At 36.5% G+C, this 17,997-nt stretch carries 14 protein-coding genes and 1 riboswitch; of the genes, 9 read left to right on the forward strand and 5 right to left on the reverse strand.

Annotation, left to right across the window (positions count from 1 at the left end; translation table 11 throughout):
- Positions 1 to 268: 268 nt before the first annotated feature.
- Complete coding sequence (locus ABC346_RS08045; protein ID WP_413234363.1) at positions 269 to 3,004, forward strand: GTP-binding protein; 2,736 nt, start codon at positions 269 to 271, stop codon at positions 3,002 to 3,004.
- A 313-nt stretch (positions 3,005 to 3,317) separates the two neighbouring features.
- On the opposite strand, the gene ABC346_RS08050 is transcribed toward ABC346_RS08045, so the two are convergent.
- The 3 genes from ABC346_RS08050 to ABC346_RS08060 all read right to left on the reverse strand — a co-directional run bounded on the left by ABC346_RS08050 (position 3,318) and on the right by ABC346_RS08060 (position 7,035).
- Positions 3,318 to 4,457: a glycerate kinase gene (locus ABC346_RS08050; RefSeq protein ID WP_413234364.1), complete on the reverse strand. Its 1,140-nt coding sequence runs from the start codon at positions 4,455 to 4,457 to the stop codon at positions 3,318 to 3,320.
- A 19-nt stretch (positions 4,458 to 4,476) separates the two neighbouring features.
- On the reverse strand, positions 4,477 to 5,745 hold the full coding sequence (locus ABC346_RS08055; RefSeq protein WP_413234365.1) for a GntP family permease: 1,269 nt from the start codon (positions 5,743 to 5,745) through the stop codon (positions 4,477 to 4,479).
- A gap of 147 nt (positions 5,746 to 5,892) precedes the next feature.
- On the reverse strand, positions 5,893 to 7,035 hold the full coding sequence (locus ABC346_RS08060; RefSeq protein WP_413234366.1) for a CdaR family transcriptional regulator: 1,143 nt from the start codon (positions 7,033 to 7,035) through the stop codon (positions 5,893 to 5,895).
- Positions 7,036 to 7,229: 194 nt separating this feature from the next.
- Here ABC346_RS08060 and ABC346_RS08065 point away from each other — a divergent pair, with 194 nt between their 5' ends.
- The 3 genes from ABC346_RS08065 (at position 7,230) to ABC346_RS08075 (ending at position 10,795) form a co-directional block, all read left to right on the forward strand.
- On the forward strand, positions 7,230 to 8,222 hold the full coding sequence (locus ABC346_RS08065) for an asparaginase (RefSeq protein WP_413234367.1): 993 nt from the start codon (positions 7,230 to 7,232) through the stop codon (positions 8,220 to 8,222).
- A gap of 19 nt (positions 8,223 to 8,241) precedes the next feature.
- A complete protein-coding gene (locus ABC346_RS08070; RefSeq protein ID WP_413234368.1) occupies positions 8,242 to 8,931 on the forward strand; it encodes a copper homeostasis protein CutC in 690 nt (229 codons plus the stop codon).
- 541 nt (positions 8,932 to 9,472) lie between these two features.
- Complete coding sequence (locus ABC346_RS08075) at positions 9,473 to 10,795, forward strand: catalase (protein WP_413236532.1); 1,323 nt, start codon at positions 9,473 to 9,475, stop codon at positions 10,793 to 10,795.
- A 129-nt stretch (positions 10,796 to 10,924) separates the two neighbouring features.
- Here ABC346_RS08075 and ABC346_RS08080 read toward each other — a convergent pair whose 3' ends face one another.
- Both ABC346_RS08080 and ABC346_RS08085 read right to left on the reverse strand, forming a co-directional pair.
- The gene (locus ABC346_RS08080; protein ID WP_413234369.1) at positions 10,925 to 12,148 is read right to left on the reverse strand and encodes a hypothetical protein; all 1,224 of its coding nucleotides are present in this window, start codon (positions 12,146 to 12,148) and stop codon (positions 10,925 to 10,927) included.
- 132 nt (positions 12,149 to 12,280) lie between these two features.
- Positions 12,281 to 12,595, reverse strand: a complete 315-nt coding sequence (locus ABC346_RS08085; protein ID WP_413234370.1) for a PTS lactose/cellobiose transporter subunit IIA — start codon at positions 12,593 to 12,595, stop codon at positions 12,281 to 12,283.
- A gap of 161 nt (positions 12,596 to 12,756) precedes the next feature.
- On the opposite strand from ABC346_RS08085, the gene ABC346_RS08090 reads away from it, so the two are divergent.
- The 5 genes from ABC346_RS08090 (at position 12,757) to ABC346_RS08110 (ending at position 17,868) form a co-directional block, all read left to right on the forward strand.
- Positions 12,757 to 13,065, forward strand: coding sequence for a PTS sugar transporter subunit IIB (locus tag ABC346_RS08090; protein WP_413234371.1), 309 nt, complete (start codon positions 12,757 to 12,759; stop codon positions 13,063 to 13,065).
- Positions 13,066 to 13,088: 23 nt separating this feature from the next.
- Complete coding sequence (locus ABC346_RS08095; protein WP_413234372.1) at positions 13,089 to 14,366, forward strand: PTS sugar transporter subunit IIC; 1,278 nt, start codon at positions 13,089 to 13,091, stop codon at positions 14,364 to 14,366.
- Between the two features lie 67 nt (positions 14,367 to 14,433).
- Positions 14,434 to 14,739: a hypothetical protein gene (locus ABC346_RS08100; protein ID WP_413234373.1), complete on the forward strand. Its 306-nt coding sequence runs from the start codon at positions 14,434 to 14,436 to the stop codon at positions 14,737 to 14,739.
- A gap of 640 nt (positions 14,740 to 15,379) precedes the next feature.
- A riboswitch (SAM riboswitch) is annotated at positions 15,380 to 15,488 on the forward strand.
- A gap of 283 nt (positions 15,489 to 15,771) precedes the next feature.
- Positions 15,772 to 16,437, forward strand: a complete 666-nt coding sequence (locus ABC346_RS08105) for a carboxymuconolactone decarboxylase family protein (RefSeq protein WP_413234374.1) — start codon at positions 15,772 to 15,774, stop codon at positions 16,435 to 16,437.
- Between the two features lie 60 nt (positions 16,438 to 16,497).
- Entirely contained in the window at positions 16,498 to 17,868 is a 1,371-nt protein-coding gene (locus tag ABC346_RS08110; RefSeq protein ID WP_413234375.1) for an LLM class flavin-dependent oxidoreductase, read from the forward strand.
- The last annotated feature ends 129 nt before the right edge of the window (positions 17,869 to 17,997 follow it).

The raw sequence follows: 17,997 nt of genomic DNA on the forward strand, positions 1-17,997 counted from the left end.
GAGTATAAATACATATCCAAGTATACATATGAGATTAATTATGTCTAGCAAAGAGTTTTATTTAATCATTAAATAATGCAATATAACGCGATACATCCCTAACTTTGAAATAAAATTACGAATAGTATAGTATTATTCTTAATAAAATAAATTAGCAGGTTCTGGGCATAAAATTTTTCTAACATAACTACATAAGAACTTCACTAAGTTATATAGTTTAATTCTTTGTTGCAAAGAACCTTCTCAATCTAAATTTTGGGGGGTAAAGATGACATCTGAGAGATTATTAATTAACAAAAATTATTATAAAGCATTTTTGGAAGGTAATGAAAAGGAAGAACCTATCAAGGTTGTAGGAGAACTATTTCACTCTGAGCAACAAAAAGTAGTGACAGATTTATCGTCTCTTCGCTTTGCACAAGGAGAATTATATTATCATAACAAAGATTATGAAACAGCAGTTTTTAAATGGGAGAATGTTCATAATGAACTGAAATCGTGGGCAAGGAAAAATATTGGAGATGCGCACGTCGAACTTGAACTTTATGAAATGGCGGTGGAAAATTACCAGGCCGTTAAAACCGATTCGACTGATTTGAAAATTGAAGTACTTTTACAGCTGTTTTCCGTATATAAACAACGTGGTAAATACGAAATGGCTGCTAACTCAATTAAAAATGCGGTTGAATTAAATCCTGATTATTCGGATGTAACCGAGATTGCACGAGTGTTCTTTGAGAACCAATCTGACCATAGCAATGCTGTCGAACTAGCGATGAGTGAGGCAGTTAGGACAGACTCCTTGGTATGGTTTGAAGTCTTAGAATCGTATATGATAAAAGGTTATACTGTAGAAATGGCGCCAGCTACTTTTCGTGAGGTATTGATGAGCTTATATTCACTCGATCAATCTCGATTTGAAAGTCTGTTAGTAGCACTTTGGCAGAGTTACGAACAACATGATATCTCTCTTCTATGGCTCAAAGAGATTAATCATCTTCTTTTAGATATAAGTCCAAATCCCTCATATAGATGGAGAAATTTGACAAAGCTATACGAAGAAACATATTCGAAATTAATGAACGGTTCGATGTTAATCGAAGACTTAACTGCTTTTATTCCAAATCATTTAACAAATTGGATGAATATATCAATCGGTCCAGATACCCTAACTGCTTCAACAGCTGTATTAACTTGGCATGAATTATACCCTGCGTGGTTAGATGAAACTATCGTAAGTGAAGCGGAAAAATTGCAGAACAGTTTTTCTCATGAAGAACCAGAGTTTGAGAATATAATGAGAATTTTCGATTTGATAAGGAATTGGGCAAAGCCGAATGAATTAAGTCTGAATGAACGGGAAGAATGGATGATCGATGAGCTCCTTGATTCAACGCATTTCCATCTGATGATTGCTGGCACAGAAACAGAGGGGAAATCTAAATTGGTTAACCATCTGCTAGGGGAAGAGGTGGCGAACAAACTACCACTAGCTACGAGTCAATTCAAATATGCCGAGCAACTGGAGATTAAAGTGATAACGGATAAAGGGGTTATAATTTTAGAAGAATCATTAGAATTAGATGAAATGATAGAAAATGATTATCAGGCAGTACAAAATGTTGAAATGCCGAGCTCCTTTTTGAATCGTAATAATCTCGCTTTAATTGATACAATGGCCGTCAATCCGAAAGAGTCCAGAAATACTTTATTTTCCTATCTGCATTTAGCAGATGGTTTATTATTTGTGATGGATGCCAGCACTCATCTTACTTATCAAGAGGTTGAAGTGGCCATCAAAATTAGGGAGCAATCACCAGAGCTACCAATTAATTTTGTTCTAAGCGATACTCAACAAGATACGAATACACAAACGCTTGAGGAAATTACATCTTGGATTCAAACATATTTCCCAAATTCGAGCGTTTATATATATCATCCGTTTTCTAAGAACGATAATAAAATAGAAACGATTATGCAGTTTATTTCATCCATGGTGCAAGAATACAACCCAGAAAATGAAATGAAGCGCAAGGTTTTACATTTTAGTAAGCAGCTGATTAAGCTGTTATTTGATAAACGAATTGAAATGGAAAATAAGATGGTCGAAACGGTGAAATGGCATGATGAGATGGCTATAAAACTGGATGCGGCCATAAACCAGTTACATGATCTGCAAGAGGAAAAAATGCAGGTTATGAAAAGTAATTATCATATCATTATGAATGAGATGAGACAAGATTTATTAGCCAGTATTCCTGATTTACTTGTGCAATGTGCCAAATTAGTTCAGGAAGATTCCAATTTTGACAATATCCATGTATTACTCAATGATGAAATGAATAAACGAATTCACAGCTATATCAATGACAAAGCATTGCCCAGCTTAACAATAGCTATTCAAGAGTGGATCGCAACAAGTGAAGTGGAGTTCAAGGATAGTCAAGAATATTTAGATGAAATGGCTGAAGGTATAAGTCAGCTAGCTAATAAATCTATAATTAACTTGAATTGTGACTTTAGGGTGTTGGATGATTGGCGTCGTGATCTAGCAAGAATGACGAGTGGAAGTATCCAATTAGAATACAACAATATACTAAAAGGTTCTGCGTCGTCACAGTTTATTATGAAAAACGCAGATAAGCTATTTGGTGCAATTGTAAAAAATAAAGGGATGTTAAAAAGTAAATATAAGCAATTCATTCAATCGAAGGATTACAGTAAAACAGCGGAGTTCATAACAGATGGGTTTATGCAGCCTTTTGAATTTTTCGGAAAAACACTGGAACGAGATATTCATATGTTTTTTGCTAAGCCGTATACAGAGTTGAATAAAGCAGTAGAGGATAATCAACATGCGATGGAATCCAATGAACAATCACTAAGTAAAATGCGTGAAAATCCTGAGGTTTATACAGATCCACTTAAACTATTTGAATTACAAATCCGTCAATATGAGTGGATGAAGCTTGCTGAAGAAGATAATATGACTATCGTTAAGTGATAGATATATAAAGAACGTACAATTAGTAAAAGTCTTTTATAATTAGCGTAAAAAAGCTAGCTTATAGAGGTTACACTAATTGATGCGTTTTTTAATAGGGAAATAAGATAAAAACAAAAGAATTTTGGAAAGATTTTATAATTCTATATCCCCTAAAATGGCGATTACTATTAATCGCCATTTTAGGATTTAGCCTGTATAGATGCCTGTTAATACTTTTTCTTTAAAGATCGTGTTCTAAAGTAATTAGGCTAACTCGTACAAGTAATTTTATTAATTCCTGTGAGATTCAACTATAAAAATTCTTTAAGTGCTAAATTACTAGTAATCTTGCCACATTCCTTGCCAACCCTTCCAAATAGTCGGGTCCATTTTTTAATGCGTCTTCTAAATCACAAGGTCCTTGAACAATACTAAATGCGGCGTCGATTCCATGGTCATAGACTTTTTCATAATCGGAACCTAACGTTCCGCTTAAAGCAATAACTGGAATATTGATTCTTTTTGCAGCCTTGGCAACACCAATAGGGGTTTTTCCATAGATAGTTTGTCCATCGATTTTTCCTTCTCCAGTTATGACAAGGTCTGCATCAGCTACTCGATTGTTAAAATGGGTTTCTTTTAAAACAATCTTCACTCCAGGTTCGAGTTTTGCATTTAAAAATGCTAGTAATCCAGCACCAAGTCCTCCTGCTGCACCTGCACCTGGGATATCTTTGACAGATTTCTTTGTTACTCTTTCTAAAACATCATGGTAATTACTAAGAGCAGAATCGAGTTCAGCTACCATTTTGTTATCCGCACCTTTTTGTGGTCCATAAATAGCACTGGCACCGTACTCTCCTAATAGCGGATTATCCACATCACAAGCCACGATTATTTCTACGTCTTGTAATCTCTCATCTAAATTACTTAAGTCAATGTTATCTAGATCGATTAGACTTCCTCCACCTGATGGCAGAGAGTTACCCTTGCTATCTAACAATCTACCACCTAATGCCTCTACCATACCTGCACCGCCATCATTGGTGGCACTTCCACCTATGCCGAGAATGATTTTAGATACACCATGATCTAAAGCGACCTGTATAAGTTCTCCCGTACCAAAGGTCGATGTTTTTAAAGGATCTCGCTTATCACTAGAAACGAGTGCAATGCCGGAAGCCTCTGCCATTTCGATAATTGCTGTCGTCCTATCTCCAGAAATGGCGTAAGAAGCAGTAACCGAATCTCCTAAAGGTCCAGTAACATTTTTGGTATAAATGGTACCCTTAAGCGCATCGGCAAGAGATTGAGTGGTTCCTTCACCGCCATCTGCCATTGGTATAAGTTCTAAATCTACCTGTTCTTTAAATACGGATTTGAATCCGTTAGCAATTGCAACTGCCGCTTGCTTAGCTGTCATACTTTCCTTAAATGAATCTGGTGCAATAACAATTTTCTTTTTCTTCAATTCAATTCACTCTCCCAACTTAAAAGAACAACGGTATAATTCCATATATAATCGTAGATACAATTGCGATGGTTAAACCTACCAACGTTTCATAAGGAATTAATTTTAATCTTTCTTTTATTTGCATTCCTACACTTCCTGCTGTTGCATGGAAAAAGCTGCCGTGTGGCATATGGTCAATTACCGTTGAACCAGCATGAATCATTGCTGCTCCTCCTAATGCTGCTACTCCCATTTCGAGTAAGGTAGAAGCAAATACACTACTTGCTACTGTTGCTCCTGCTGTAGTCGATGCAGTTGCACCGGACATAAATATTCCAGAGACTGGAGCAAGTGAGAATGCTGGTAACCCAAGTCCTTCTAATGCGCTTATTAATACTGTATCAATACTAGAATTTTGGATAATACCTGCTAATGTACCTGTTCCAATTAATAGAATAGCTACAGGCGCCATTTTTTCTAAACCAGTTTTAATGTAATCATTTGTTTTACGCCATTGTCCCATTGCGATAATTCCAATCAACCCTCCGACAGGAAGTGCAATTATTGGATCGATATTAATATCGAAGAGAGGTCGCAATGCAAGTAGGATAATTGCAACAATAGGACCCAGTAATGATGTAAGTAATGATGGTAGAGTGTTTTCTTCGGAATGTTCGATTTCTTTTTCTTCAATCATTGTACCGCGTGATGAAATCTTTTTCGCGATAACGTACGTAGCGATAATACCGAATATTGCAGGAACAACTCCTGCCCCCATCACAGAAATAAGCGGAACTTCAAACGCATCAGAAACTGCAATCGTATTTGGGTTAGGAGACATGACATTACCTGCTTTACCGCCACCGACCATTGCAAGTAAAATGGCCATTCTAGATAATCCTGCATTGGATGCGATTACAAGAGCGATTGGTGCAACGGTAATAACTGCCACATCAACAAATACGCCGACTGCTGTTAAGAACATTGTTGCTAGTGCAAGTGCTAATAGGGCACGTTTCTCACCAAATTTCATTACAATGGATTGTGCTATTTTAGCTGCTGCTCCTGATTCAATAAGGATACCAGCGAGAATCCCTGCAGCCAAGATTCTTAAAACGGATGGAATAATTCCTTGGGCACCACTAACCATTAAGCTAACGGTGTCAACAATATTTGTACCACCTATTAATCCACCGATTAATGCACCTGCCATCAGGCCATATACTGGTGGGATTTTCTTTAATATCATTACAATGGATATAATTAAACCGATAATTGCACCGAGTGCACTTACTTCTATTTCCATAGCTGCTCACCTACATTATGTTTGTGTTTTCGTTCTATACTTATTGTAAGCGGTATCAGTATGGTTTTTCATTAGTCAAATAAACATAAAGATAGCGTTTTCTTAGATGCTTTTTTGTGCATATGCATGATTGATGATCCTTGCAGATTAACTTTTCTTTGTAAATGTATAGAGAAGTTGTGCCATTTTCAGTTCAAGTAAGTTATTAAAGTTTCTTGGGTCTTTTCCGGTAAGCTGATGTATTTTGTCTAATCGATACGTTAATGTATTTCGGTGGATAAATAACTTATTAGATGTGATTGCCATCTTCCCATTTTCTTCTATATATGTGTCTAATGTTTGGTGTAGTTGATATCCATCATTCTCGTTGAAAATTAGTTGATAAGTATTGATGAGCTGTTCCGTAGATTCTTCAGCATGTTTGAACAAATCATAGGAAAGTATCTCTAATTCAAGGTCACTATAACTCCAAATGCCTCCATCACCATAAAGGGTTTGTGCAACATTCATGATTTTTTGAGCTTCTTGATAAGATTGTCTCCATCCTTTAGTTCCTTTTAAATATGAACCAAGCCCAATAAACAGGTTAGAAATATTTGATGTGGAGAGTTTCTCTTGGAAGAACGCTTTTAGCTGTTCTGTAGATTCAGTCGGACGTATTGATTTTTTTAAAATCAGGTATTGATTCGTAAATAATGGTATATATTCATCTCCTTCATTGAGGAACGACAGGATGTGATTCTCGAAAATTTTCGTGTGTGACTTATCTGATAATGAAGGAGATAGGATGATAACAGCATACGTTGCATTGGTGTTCAAGTTGGCATAGTGTGCTCTTTCTTGAATATAGGTTTGGTCATCTTCTGTTCCTATCAATATATTGGCAATTTGATTTTGTCTTATTTGTTTATTTTGCTGAATTTCATTTGTTAGAAAAGCCTGTTCTATAGTCAGTTCGGCACCCATTTGAATCAATTTAGAATAATCACGAATACGATTAGGTTCACCGGTTATACCGATAACCCCGATAATATTTCCTTGAAAAGTAATCGGTAAATTAATACCCGGCTGTGAGCTATTCCATTGATTTGTTTTTGTTGATTCTATTTCTATCGTTTGTTTTTCTTGGATAACACGTACGGCACCATCATGTAATTGTCCAATTCTGGAAGCATTCCCTGATGCGATAATCGTCCCAGTTCGGTCCATAATATTTATATTTACTTGTATAATTGACATTGTTCGTCTAACGATTTCATTTGCTAATTGCTCTGTTAAAATAACAATCACTCCTTGTGTTTCTAAGTAATAGTATAAATGAAAATGTTGTATGATGTTTGATGTGATTATTTGTATGTTAGAAAAATATCGTAAATGTTATACACGAAGCGAACTTGACAGGATAACGAAAGTAATAAATCATTAAACTATTACAATAACGACTATGCTGATGTAATATTGTGGAGAGCTGGGGGAGTGATGGGATGTCGTTTCCAACAATTGCCGAAGAATTCAGAGGTGGAGTATTAGAAAACGCTCATCAAGGGCTTGTATGTGTTATTGATCAATATAAAAATATTATTTATCAAAAAGGAAATACTAATCAATCTATTTTTTTCCGTTCTGCTATGAAGCCATTGCAAGCCATTCCCGTATTTTCAACAAATGTCATTAAAAAGTATGGGGTATCGCAGGCCGAGGCAGCTTTATTCACTGCGTCTCAAAGAGGGGAAATCTATCATCAACAAGCATTATTAAAATTAGCAAAGAAACTGGGATTCTCAGAAAATCAATTAAGTTGTGGTTCTAGCTACCCATTAAATGAACAAGCAAAACTGGATTATATTAAAGCTGGTAATCAAAAGAGCAGACTTTTACATAATTGTGCTGGAAAGCATTTAGGATTCTTAGCTTATGCACGGGAAAAAGGCTATCCTCTTGAAAATTATGAAGCTAAAGAACATCCTCTACAATTGGAGATATTGGAATATGTAGCTGAGTTATCTGAGTTGGATAAAACTAACATTCATGTTGCAATGGATGGGTGTGGGGTTCCTGTATTTGCATTAGATCTCTATCATATGGCGATATCGTATTTGAAATTTGCTTCACCAAGTATGATTCAGAATACAAATACAGTAAATGCCGTGAAGCAAATCAATACAGTGATGCATGCACATCCAGAAATAGTTGCTTCGTATGATTTTATATGCACGATTTTATTAGAAGATAAAAATATCATTGCAAAGGGCGGTGCACAAGGTGTGTATTGTTTAGCTCTAAAAAAAGAGAAAATAAGCATTGCTTTAAAAGTAATGAGTGGAACAGAGAAACTTTGGCCACTTATAGTTGCTACGTTATTAGAAAAGATAGGTTATACCAATAAAAAGACTATTGAGCGTCTGAATCAATTAAGAAATAAACATATTCTTAATGATGAGGGAAATGTGGTTGGAGAAATAAGATTGTGCTTGTAAATTAGAATGGAGTGAAAGTATGTTTATAGAAGCAATTGTGCAGACACCTCAAGAGGCACTGCGGGCAGAAGAATTAGGAGTTGATCGGATTGAACTAGTATCTGGTATGAAAGAGGGTGGGTTGACGCCAAGTTACGCAACAATAAAACAGGTGTTGAACGAGATTTCTATTCCAGTACAAATAATGATTCGTCCACATAGTTATCATTTCTCTTATGATGAACGTGATTTAGAAACGATTTATGAAGATATTCGAAACGTTATACATTTAGGAGGAAAAGGGATTGTATTTGGGGCGTTAAATCAGGATAAAACAATAAACATGTATGCTTTAGAAACTATTGCAGGCATTTCTAATGAGTTGAGTATTACGTTTCATCGTGCTTTTGATGAAGTACCTTCACAGGAGAAAGCATATTACTCCATAGCTAGTAGTAAGAATGTTCGTCGTATACTAACTTCTGGCGGTAAAGCAGATTGTATGGAAGGGAAAGAGCAATTGAGGCGTTTAGTTGCTTTATCAGATGAAATTGGCGGTCCGAAAATACTTCCTGGTGGAGGATTAAAGGTAGATAATATTAAAGAAATTCATCGGCATGTTGAAGCGGATCAATATCATTTCGGTTCTGGATTACAGGTTGAGGGAGATTTTTCTAAAGGGCTGGATAGAGAAAAAGTGCGGATAGTGAAGAATAATACAAAGATATAACTCATTCAATATGGATAAAGTTAGAACCTATGTATAAATGGTATAGTGAATAAAAATGAAATAAGAATCTAAATTCTTATAAACCTATGTCATTACTAATCCATAGGTTTTCTTTTTTTGGAACGCATATATCTTTTGTTATACGCATGTAAGTGCAGTGATAGCCCCACTTCAAGACGATGAGGCTTAACGAAAGGAATAACTGGTGGATAAAAACTGCCCAAAATTGTCTGATTCTGTTCAGGGTATGCTCTTGTGGTACTAATAATCAGTTGGGAAAGAATGATCACCCCCATTGAATGAAGTTTCAATGTATCAAAACGTAAATAACCCTCTTTATCTGCATTTATTGCTAGTTCCTAACCAAAGTTCTATATGATTTGATTATTTCATAAATTGGTAAAAGTTATATTGATGTAAGGAGGTAAAAGTATTGAGTAAAGATCATTATAAAGACGCTCGCAACTACGGGACAGGAGAGGGAAGTCAAGGACCACATGAAAATCAATCATATACGAATCCATCCTCATTTAATTGGAATATTGATTTACCTGCAGAGATTCATTCACAAACAGTAGGAAAGCGTGGTCCAATTTTAAAACAAGATAATATTGAGCATGAGACATTACAGACTTTTATCCATGAGAAGATTACAGAAAGACCGGTTCATGTAAAAGGATGGGGGGCAATTGGACATTTTGAAACATTGTATTCCATGAGTGACTATACTTCATTATCTTTTCTACAAAACCCAGGTACACAAGTTCCAGTATTTGTACGTTTCTCATTAGCAGTTAGTACAAAAGGAACACCAGACACATCACGTAATGTAAGAGGATTTTCCACAAAATTCTATACAGATGATGGAATATTTGATTTGATATGTAATCATATTCCTGTTTTTTCGGTTCGCGATACCATTCGTTTTCCCGAGGCGATTAAAGCATTTTTACCTTCTCCAGTAGACAACTTAATTGACCCAACACGTTATTGGAATTTTGTTGCACGGGCACCTGAATCATTGCTCTTTACATTACTTGTTTATTCAAATCTTGGTACTGTAAAGAGTTTACGACACCTACCTGGACATAGTGTTAATACCTATGTTTGGAAAAATGCAGGAGGAAAGAGATATTTTATCAAATATACATGGGCGCCTATGGCTGGAGAACAGTATATTCGTAATGATGAAGCAATAAGATTGGCGGGAGAAAATCCAGACATTGCAGGTCAGGATTTACATGACGCCATTGAAAATGGGGATCAAGTAGAATATGGCTTATATGTACAAATTATGGATCCAAAAGATGCAGCCAAGTTACCATATGATCCATTAGATGATACTAAACTATGGGATCAACAGCAATTTCCTTTCAAACCTGTAGGTAGAATGGTATTAAATAAGAATCCTGAAAATTACATGGAACAGGTTGAGAAAGCGGCTTTTTCACCGTCCAATTTATTAGAGGGTGTTGAACTATCAGATGATAAGATGTTACAAGGAAGGGCAAATATTTATTGGGATTCACAGCGATATCGTATCGGACCTGATTTTCGCAATGTTCCAGTGAACAAGCAATCCGACTGGTGGCCAGGTGATTTAGTGACAAGTGGAAACGACAGATTTGTTGAAGGTAAATTACAACGATCCGATATAGAAAAGCAAGATGATTTTACACAGCCCGGTCTATTTTACGAGTCACTTTCAGATGATCAAAAAGATGATTTAATCAACAATATGGCAGGAGGATTAGCAACAGTTTCTCCAGAAGTTTTTTCTATTGTTGATGGCTATATGCAACAAGCTTCAGAGGATTTATCTCGAAAGTTGACTAAAGTAGTAACGATGAAGCGAAATGCGTAAAAAGTTTTAGAAGAAATAAGTAGTACTTTTGAAAGATCGCATTAAAGAAATAGCTTTTAATATGAAATTAAACCAGATAAAAACACCTCTAAGAACAGATTTTAATCTAGATTTAGAGGTGTTTTTCGTTTAATTATCTTCACTTTTAGATTTTTTTTGATCTTCTTCTGCTTTCTTCTGATTTCTTTTTTCTTGGATTCGTTTATGTCTCTGACGTTGGCGATATCCGTAGGTTGATTCTAGGACGGCATTCTCATTTTCCAATGCAGAACCAAGGGCACCAACAATTGTTGCAATACTTGTAGCTGTCCATGCGATGTAGAAATAATTTTGTATACCAACTTCGCCTGTTAGTTGATCTTCCAACATTCCCATTGGGATAAATGTTGTAACTGCTAAGGTGAATAAGCAGAACAAAATAAGATAGTAGATACATACCGTTAATAATAGCGTTAGAAAAGTTGTCGCATTATATAACTTTCTTAAATAGTTATTATTCGCATCTTGTGGTCGTTCCCATAATTGATGACCAAGGATAATCCAGATTACCATTGCTAATATGGCGACAATAGATAAGATCATCATTCGAGTAATCGTGTAGTAATTACTCAATTGCCATAGAGTTGGAAATACGAGTGCATATGCCCCTGTGGTAAAAGCAATGATAATTACTTTCATAAATGCTGGAAACAGTGACCAAGGACGGTTTGCTCTTACCATACCAGTAATAATTCGTAAGGCAATACTCCACTTTTTTGGTACGGTAAAACGAACATCAATGCTTGAATCATGTTTCGCTTCTTGTTCATTAGGCGTTTCTCTTTTAATTGGAGAAAGATACTCGAAGAAACGCTTCCCAATTAAATGTCTCGAGTCTTTGTTTTTCAATTGTTTGTGATTATCGTTCATCGATTGAATGCGTTGTTGCGCTTTGTCTCTATCTGCATCATCACTACCATAAAACATTTCATTGACTAGTTGTAATATCGATTCGCGGAGCCTTCTAATCATCATTGTCGAACCAAGACTGGGCAGGCTGATTAATGCAATATTTTCTTCTTCACTCGCTTCTGCAAGGATTAACCTTTTTTCTTTAAATATAGGCAAATCCGTAAGACAAACAGTAAAGTCCCAGTTGTTATTTTCTTTGATCTCTTTAGTAGCTTTTAAAATATCTAATGAATCTCCAGCACCTGTTAATGGATCTTCTAGATAATATAATTCCCATTCACAATTCTCATCTACGTAATATTGTAGTAAATTAGGGAGCTCATCCTGAAGTCTTGCTGCGATATCTTTTGGATAGCCTGGGGCTGATATTAAACCTAGACTTCTAGTTGTGGACGTAGACATATTTTCACCTTCTCTATCTATGTTAACCAATTTTATATTTCTATATTTATCCAAAAAGTAGTTGCCTTAAACTTTTATGTAATATAGAAATACCTATAGACAACATTTAGGTTACTATAGGTATATTTTCTTTCACTCAGTTTTTTCAAAACGTTGTAGGATTTTAATCATTTCTTCAATTAGAGAAATCTCACTCAATGCGGCCATTAGATGATCTTGTGCATGAACCATTAATAAAGACATTTTAATGTTTTCTCCCGTAATCTCTGCTTGAATTAGTTTAGTCTGTGTATTATGTGCCAAATTTAAGGTGCTATGGGCTTCTTTTAATTTTTTTCTCGCAGTTTCTAATTCTCCATTTTGAGCTAATTGGAGTCCCTCATAAGCAATTGCCTTTGCATCTCCACTTTTTGATATCAATTGAAAAATTTCTAATTCTAAATCCATGACATCACCCCTCCTACTTTTATGTATGTTTTCAATAATCATAAAATGAGAACAAGCTTCATAAATTTTAATAACGATTTATTTTTGAAATAAAGTTGGCGACTGATTTTTCCATATTGACAATAATGCGCCAAGGAAGATCATACAAAAGGAGTGGGAGGATGAAGGTATTATTTGTTTGCGCAGGTGGGATGTCGAGTTCGATTGTCGTTAATACACTAAAAAAAGAAGCGGCTAAAATTGGACAAGAACTAGATGTGAAAGCAATAGGTTCTAGTGAAGTGGCGCCTGAATTAGAGAATGGCTGGGATGTAGTGATGGTAGCCCCACAAATTCGTCATCGATTCGACCATATTAAGAAAGAAGCAGATGAGGCAGGTGTTCCTTGTGGAGCAATTCCACCACAGGCCTATACTCCACTCGGCGGACCATTGTTGCTAAAGACAATGAATGAGTTGGTAGAATCATAAAATCATGAGAGGGGTATACATCTATGGGAAAGTTCACCAACTTTTTAGAACATAAAGTATCTAATCCAATGGCAAGGTTAGCGGAACAACGTCATTTATTAGCTATTCGTGATGGAGTCATTTCATCATTGCCGTTTATTATTGTTGGGTCATTTTTTCTAATTATTGCATTTCCACCTTTACCAGAATCATGGATGATTACGCAGTGGGCAACCGAACATGCAGCTGAGATATTAATTCCATATCGAATGACCATGTTTATTATGTCTTTATATGTTGCGTTTGGCATAGGGTATAATCTCGCCCAATCGTATAAGATCGATCCTTTATCCGGTGGTCAAATTGCGGTGGCTTCATTATTACTTACTATTACACCTTCTGTTGTAGAAGAACTTGGATTCGTTATACCAATGCAATACTTAGGAGGGAGCGGTCTCTTTGTCACTATCATTGTATCGATACTTTCGGTGGAGATTTTTCGATTTTGTAAGCAACGGGAAATTACGATTAAGCTCCCTGAAGCAGTGCCAGCCTCTGTCAGTCGTTCCTTTGAGGCATTAATTCCAGTAGCGATTGTTATTTTACTGATGACGTTGATCACTGTAGTAATGGGAGTTAATTTACATGCACTCGTGGAGAGAATGGCGGCCCCACTTGTAACTGCTGGAGACAGTCTATTTGGCATATTAGTTCCTGTATTTTTAATTACCTTTTTTTGGTCCTTTGGGATTCATGGGGTTTCTGTCGTTGGTTCAGTTGCACGTCCGCTTTGGGAAGTGTATTTATTAAATAATGGAGAAGCTGTTGCGTCTGGGGCAGATACATTACCACATATTGCTCCAGAACCTCTTTATCAGTGGTTTATATGGATTGGGGGATCGGGAGCAACGTTAGGTCTCGTTATTGTCATGTTACTTTTTGCAAGATCAAAGTACTTAAAAAATTTAGGCCGCACTGTTGTAGCACCGAGTATTTTTAATATTAATGAGCCAGTAATTTTTGGTTTGCCGATTGTCTTAAATCCTATATTGATAATTCCATTTGTCATAACACCATTAGTTACAGCAACTATTGCGTATTTCGCAACTTCGTGGGGACTTGTTTCACCTACATTTGTAAAAGCTCCATGGACATTGCCGGCACCAGTTGGCGCGTATTTAGCCACAGGAGGGGATTGGCGATCAATCATTCTAGTATTTGTAAATATCGCAATTTCTATTGGAATTTATCTTCCGTTTTTCAAAGTGTACGATCGCAAAATGCTAGATATGGAGAATGGTGAATCGACTCCAATAGATTAATATATTCATCCTACAAAGGGTATCTATTTGTATGAGATCCCTTAAGTTGATTTAGGGAGTGAGGAAGTTGAGAAGTTCTAAAATAATACCACAAATCAGTTTTAAAGGTGTATTCATATTTGTAGGTACTCTCTTTATTGGAACGATAATTCTATCTATGTTGTTGCGACTTATTTTTCAATCAGAGCCACTGATATATTTTCTAAGTGCAGGAATTTCAGCATCTTTAGGCGGAATTATTGTTTTGACAAAAGTAGATGCAAAATCTATTGATCGACCGCTCTTTAAGAAGAGAATCATTCTAGCAATCGTTGTTGGATTTGTCACTAGTGCCTTAATGACATTCGTTTTCGGAGGCGACATACTAGGGTAGTAAAAGTGAATTAGGATTAGAAGTAGTGATATATGAGTCAAGTCATTCTATGTTCCCGTAATCAGAACGGGAGAGGGAATCTGGTAAGATAAAGGCGATTTATGTTCCCGTAATCAGAACGGGAGAGGGAATCTGGTAAGATAAAGGCGATTTATGTTCCCGTAATCAGAACGGGAGAGGGAATCTGGTAAGATAAACGTGATCTATGTTCCCGTAATCAGAACGGGAGAGGGAATCTGGTAAGATAAAGGCGATTTATGTTCCCGTAATCAGAACGGGAGAGGGAATTGGTAAGATAAAGGCGATTTATGTTCCCGTAATCAGAACGGGAGAGGGAATCTGGTAAGATAAACGCGGTTTATGTTCCCGTAATCAGAACGGGAGAGCAAACCCGGTAAGATAAAATAATGTTATGTTACCAAACTACAGTTTGTGCAGTCGAATGAGGGTACATGGTAATTCCCGCCGCTGCTACCGAATACTGAGTAAAGTCTGAGCCAGAATAAATATAAACATCGAGAAAATAGTCCGATGGATTCAAATTTCACATTACATTGAATTAATCGAAAATTAACTATTGACAGTTATTTGCTGGTTCGTTATGCTAATATACAAATCTTACACAACTACATATTTATTTTCCTTATCAAGAGTCGGGGGAGGAACCTGGTCCGTGGATCCCGCAGCAACCAGTTACAGTTAAGTAACATGGTGCTCATTCCAGCAAGCTTATGCTTGATAGATGAGAAAAGTGTTTATGCCCACTAAATGAAACTCTTCCTCATCGGAAGGGTTTTTTCTTTTTACGAAATGGTGTGCTGTGTATAACGAGATAACTATAAACAGCCGAGTACGTTCCGCTCCAGCGCTCTTGATTTCTTCTAAAAGGGTGTAAAGAATAATTGGAACAATGAAACTTTAAATATGACTAAACTGATAAGTTAACTACATTTAGGAGGCGGATCGAAACAGACGTAAAGCCAGACAAACGAAATTTCACAAGAAAAATTAAAACGAAGAGGAGAGTTTATAATGCCAACTACAAAAACAGAGAGTCTTTATAAAAAATCGTATTTTAGTCGAATTCAAGAATTAAAGGAGTTTGCACCAGATGTATTTAATTCGTTCTTTGCTTTCAATAACAAAGCATTAGAAGAAGGGAAGCTTTCGGTCAAGCAAAAAGAATTAATTGCGGTGGCAGTTGCTCATATTACAGGTTGTCCATATTGTATTGAACTTCATGTAGGGAATGTGAAAAAGCAAGGTGCTGATAAAGAAGAAGTGACAGAAGCGATATTTGTTGCTACAGCATTAAAGGCAGGTTCCTCATTAGCACATGGGGTAAATGGCTTAAATGCATACGACGGAAACAGCGATGATGAATTGTATAAAGCCTCCTATTTTAATCGATTAAAAGAACTCGGTGAGACAAGTGAAGATGCTTTCAAAGCCTTCATAAAATTTGATGGAGCTGCATTAAAGGGAGGAAAGCTATCCCTGAAGGAGAAAGAGTTGATTGCAGTGGCTTCTGCTCATACAACTGGGTGTGCATATTGTATTGATTCACATACGAAAAATGCAAAAGAAGCCGGAGCCAGTAAAGAAGAGCTATCAGAAGCAATTTTTGTTGCTGTCGCTCTTAAAGCGGGTTCTGCATTAGCACATAGTGTAAATGCTTTAAATGCATACGATGAATAATAGTTTTCTAGATAACCAAACAATGACGCTTTCTATTAATAACAACAAGGAGTTGAGCATATGGCAAAACAAATTCATTTAAATGGATTCGTGCAAAATTCACCTTCACCTCATTCAACTGGTCTATGGAAACACGACAAGGATCAAGGCACGAACCATAATCGATTAAACTATTGGACGGAAATCGCACAAATTTTAGAGCGTGGTAAATTTGACTCATTATTTATTGCTGATGTGTTAGGGACGTATAGTGTCTATGGGAAAAGTCATGATGCAGCAGCAAGAGGTGCAGTTCAACTTCCTGCACATGACCCTTTACTACCAATTACAGCAATGGCTGCAGTGACTGAGCATCTAGGTTTTGCGCCAACGATTTCTACAACCTATGCTCAACCGTATGTTTTGGCACGACAACTTTCTACATTAGATCATTTAACAGATGGGAGAGTTGGTTGGAATGTTGTAACCTCCTATCTAGAAAGTGAAGCTGTCAATATGGGGCTAACGGAACGGTTGCCAAAAGAATTACGTTACAATCGAGCAGATGAATTTTTAGATGTAGTATATAAGCTTTGGGAGCATAGCTGGGATGAGGATGCGATAATTTATGATCGTGCAAATGATGCTTTTGCTGACCCAGAGAAAGTTCGTTTGATTAATCATAGCGGGGAGTTTTTTAATTTGCCAGGACCGCATTTAATTGAACCTTCACCGCAACGAACACCAGTATTATTTCAAGCTGGAGCATCACCAAAAGGAAGAGATTTTGCAGCGAAACATGCGGAAGCAGTTTTTACAAAGCAAACATCCATTGAATCGTTGAAAAATTATTCAGCTGACATTCGTCAACGTGCTCAAGAAAAAGGTAGAAATAAAGATGACGTTAAGATATTTCCAATGATGTTACCGATAGTTGGTTCAACAGAAGCAGAGGCGATTGCGAAGTATGAGGACTTCGTAAATCATATTAGCTATGAGGGTACTGCCTCCTTACTTTCAGGACATACAGGAATTGACTTTTCCGAGTATGATCCAGATCAATATATTGAAGATATTGAAACAGAAGCAGTCCAAGGAAATCTAGACTTGTATACGAAGGATCCGCATCGTAAATGGACATTACGTGAGGCAATAAAAAATCATGGCCTTGGAAATGGATGTCCAAAGTTTGTTGGTACTCCAGAACAGATTGCTGATCAAATTGAAAAGTGGGCAATTGAAGGTGATATAGATGGATTTAATGTTGCATTAGCAACTTCTCCGGATACGTTCCGTGATTTTGTTGATCATGTAGTTCCGGTGTTACAAGAACGCGGTATCTATCGCAAGGAGTATGAAGGCACTACATTACGTGAAAATTTCTTTGGGAAAGGGAAGCAACGTTTGTCAGAAAACCATATAGCGAAGCAACTTGGTACAGTTCGCAATTAATGGGAAAACAAAAATCATGCCACTTTCGTTGACATGAAGACCTTCATTTACATTAAGTTCGGAAAAAGGGAGTGGAAAAGCAGATGATCACATTTTATTTTATTGGAGTTGTCGTTTTCTGGATAATTG

Origin of the sequence: Oceanobacillus phoenicis, assembly GCF_047238145.1 — a bacterium.
Taxonomy (GTDB): Bacteria; Bacillota; Bacilli; order Bacillales; family Amphibacillaceae; genus Oceanobacillus.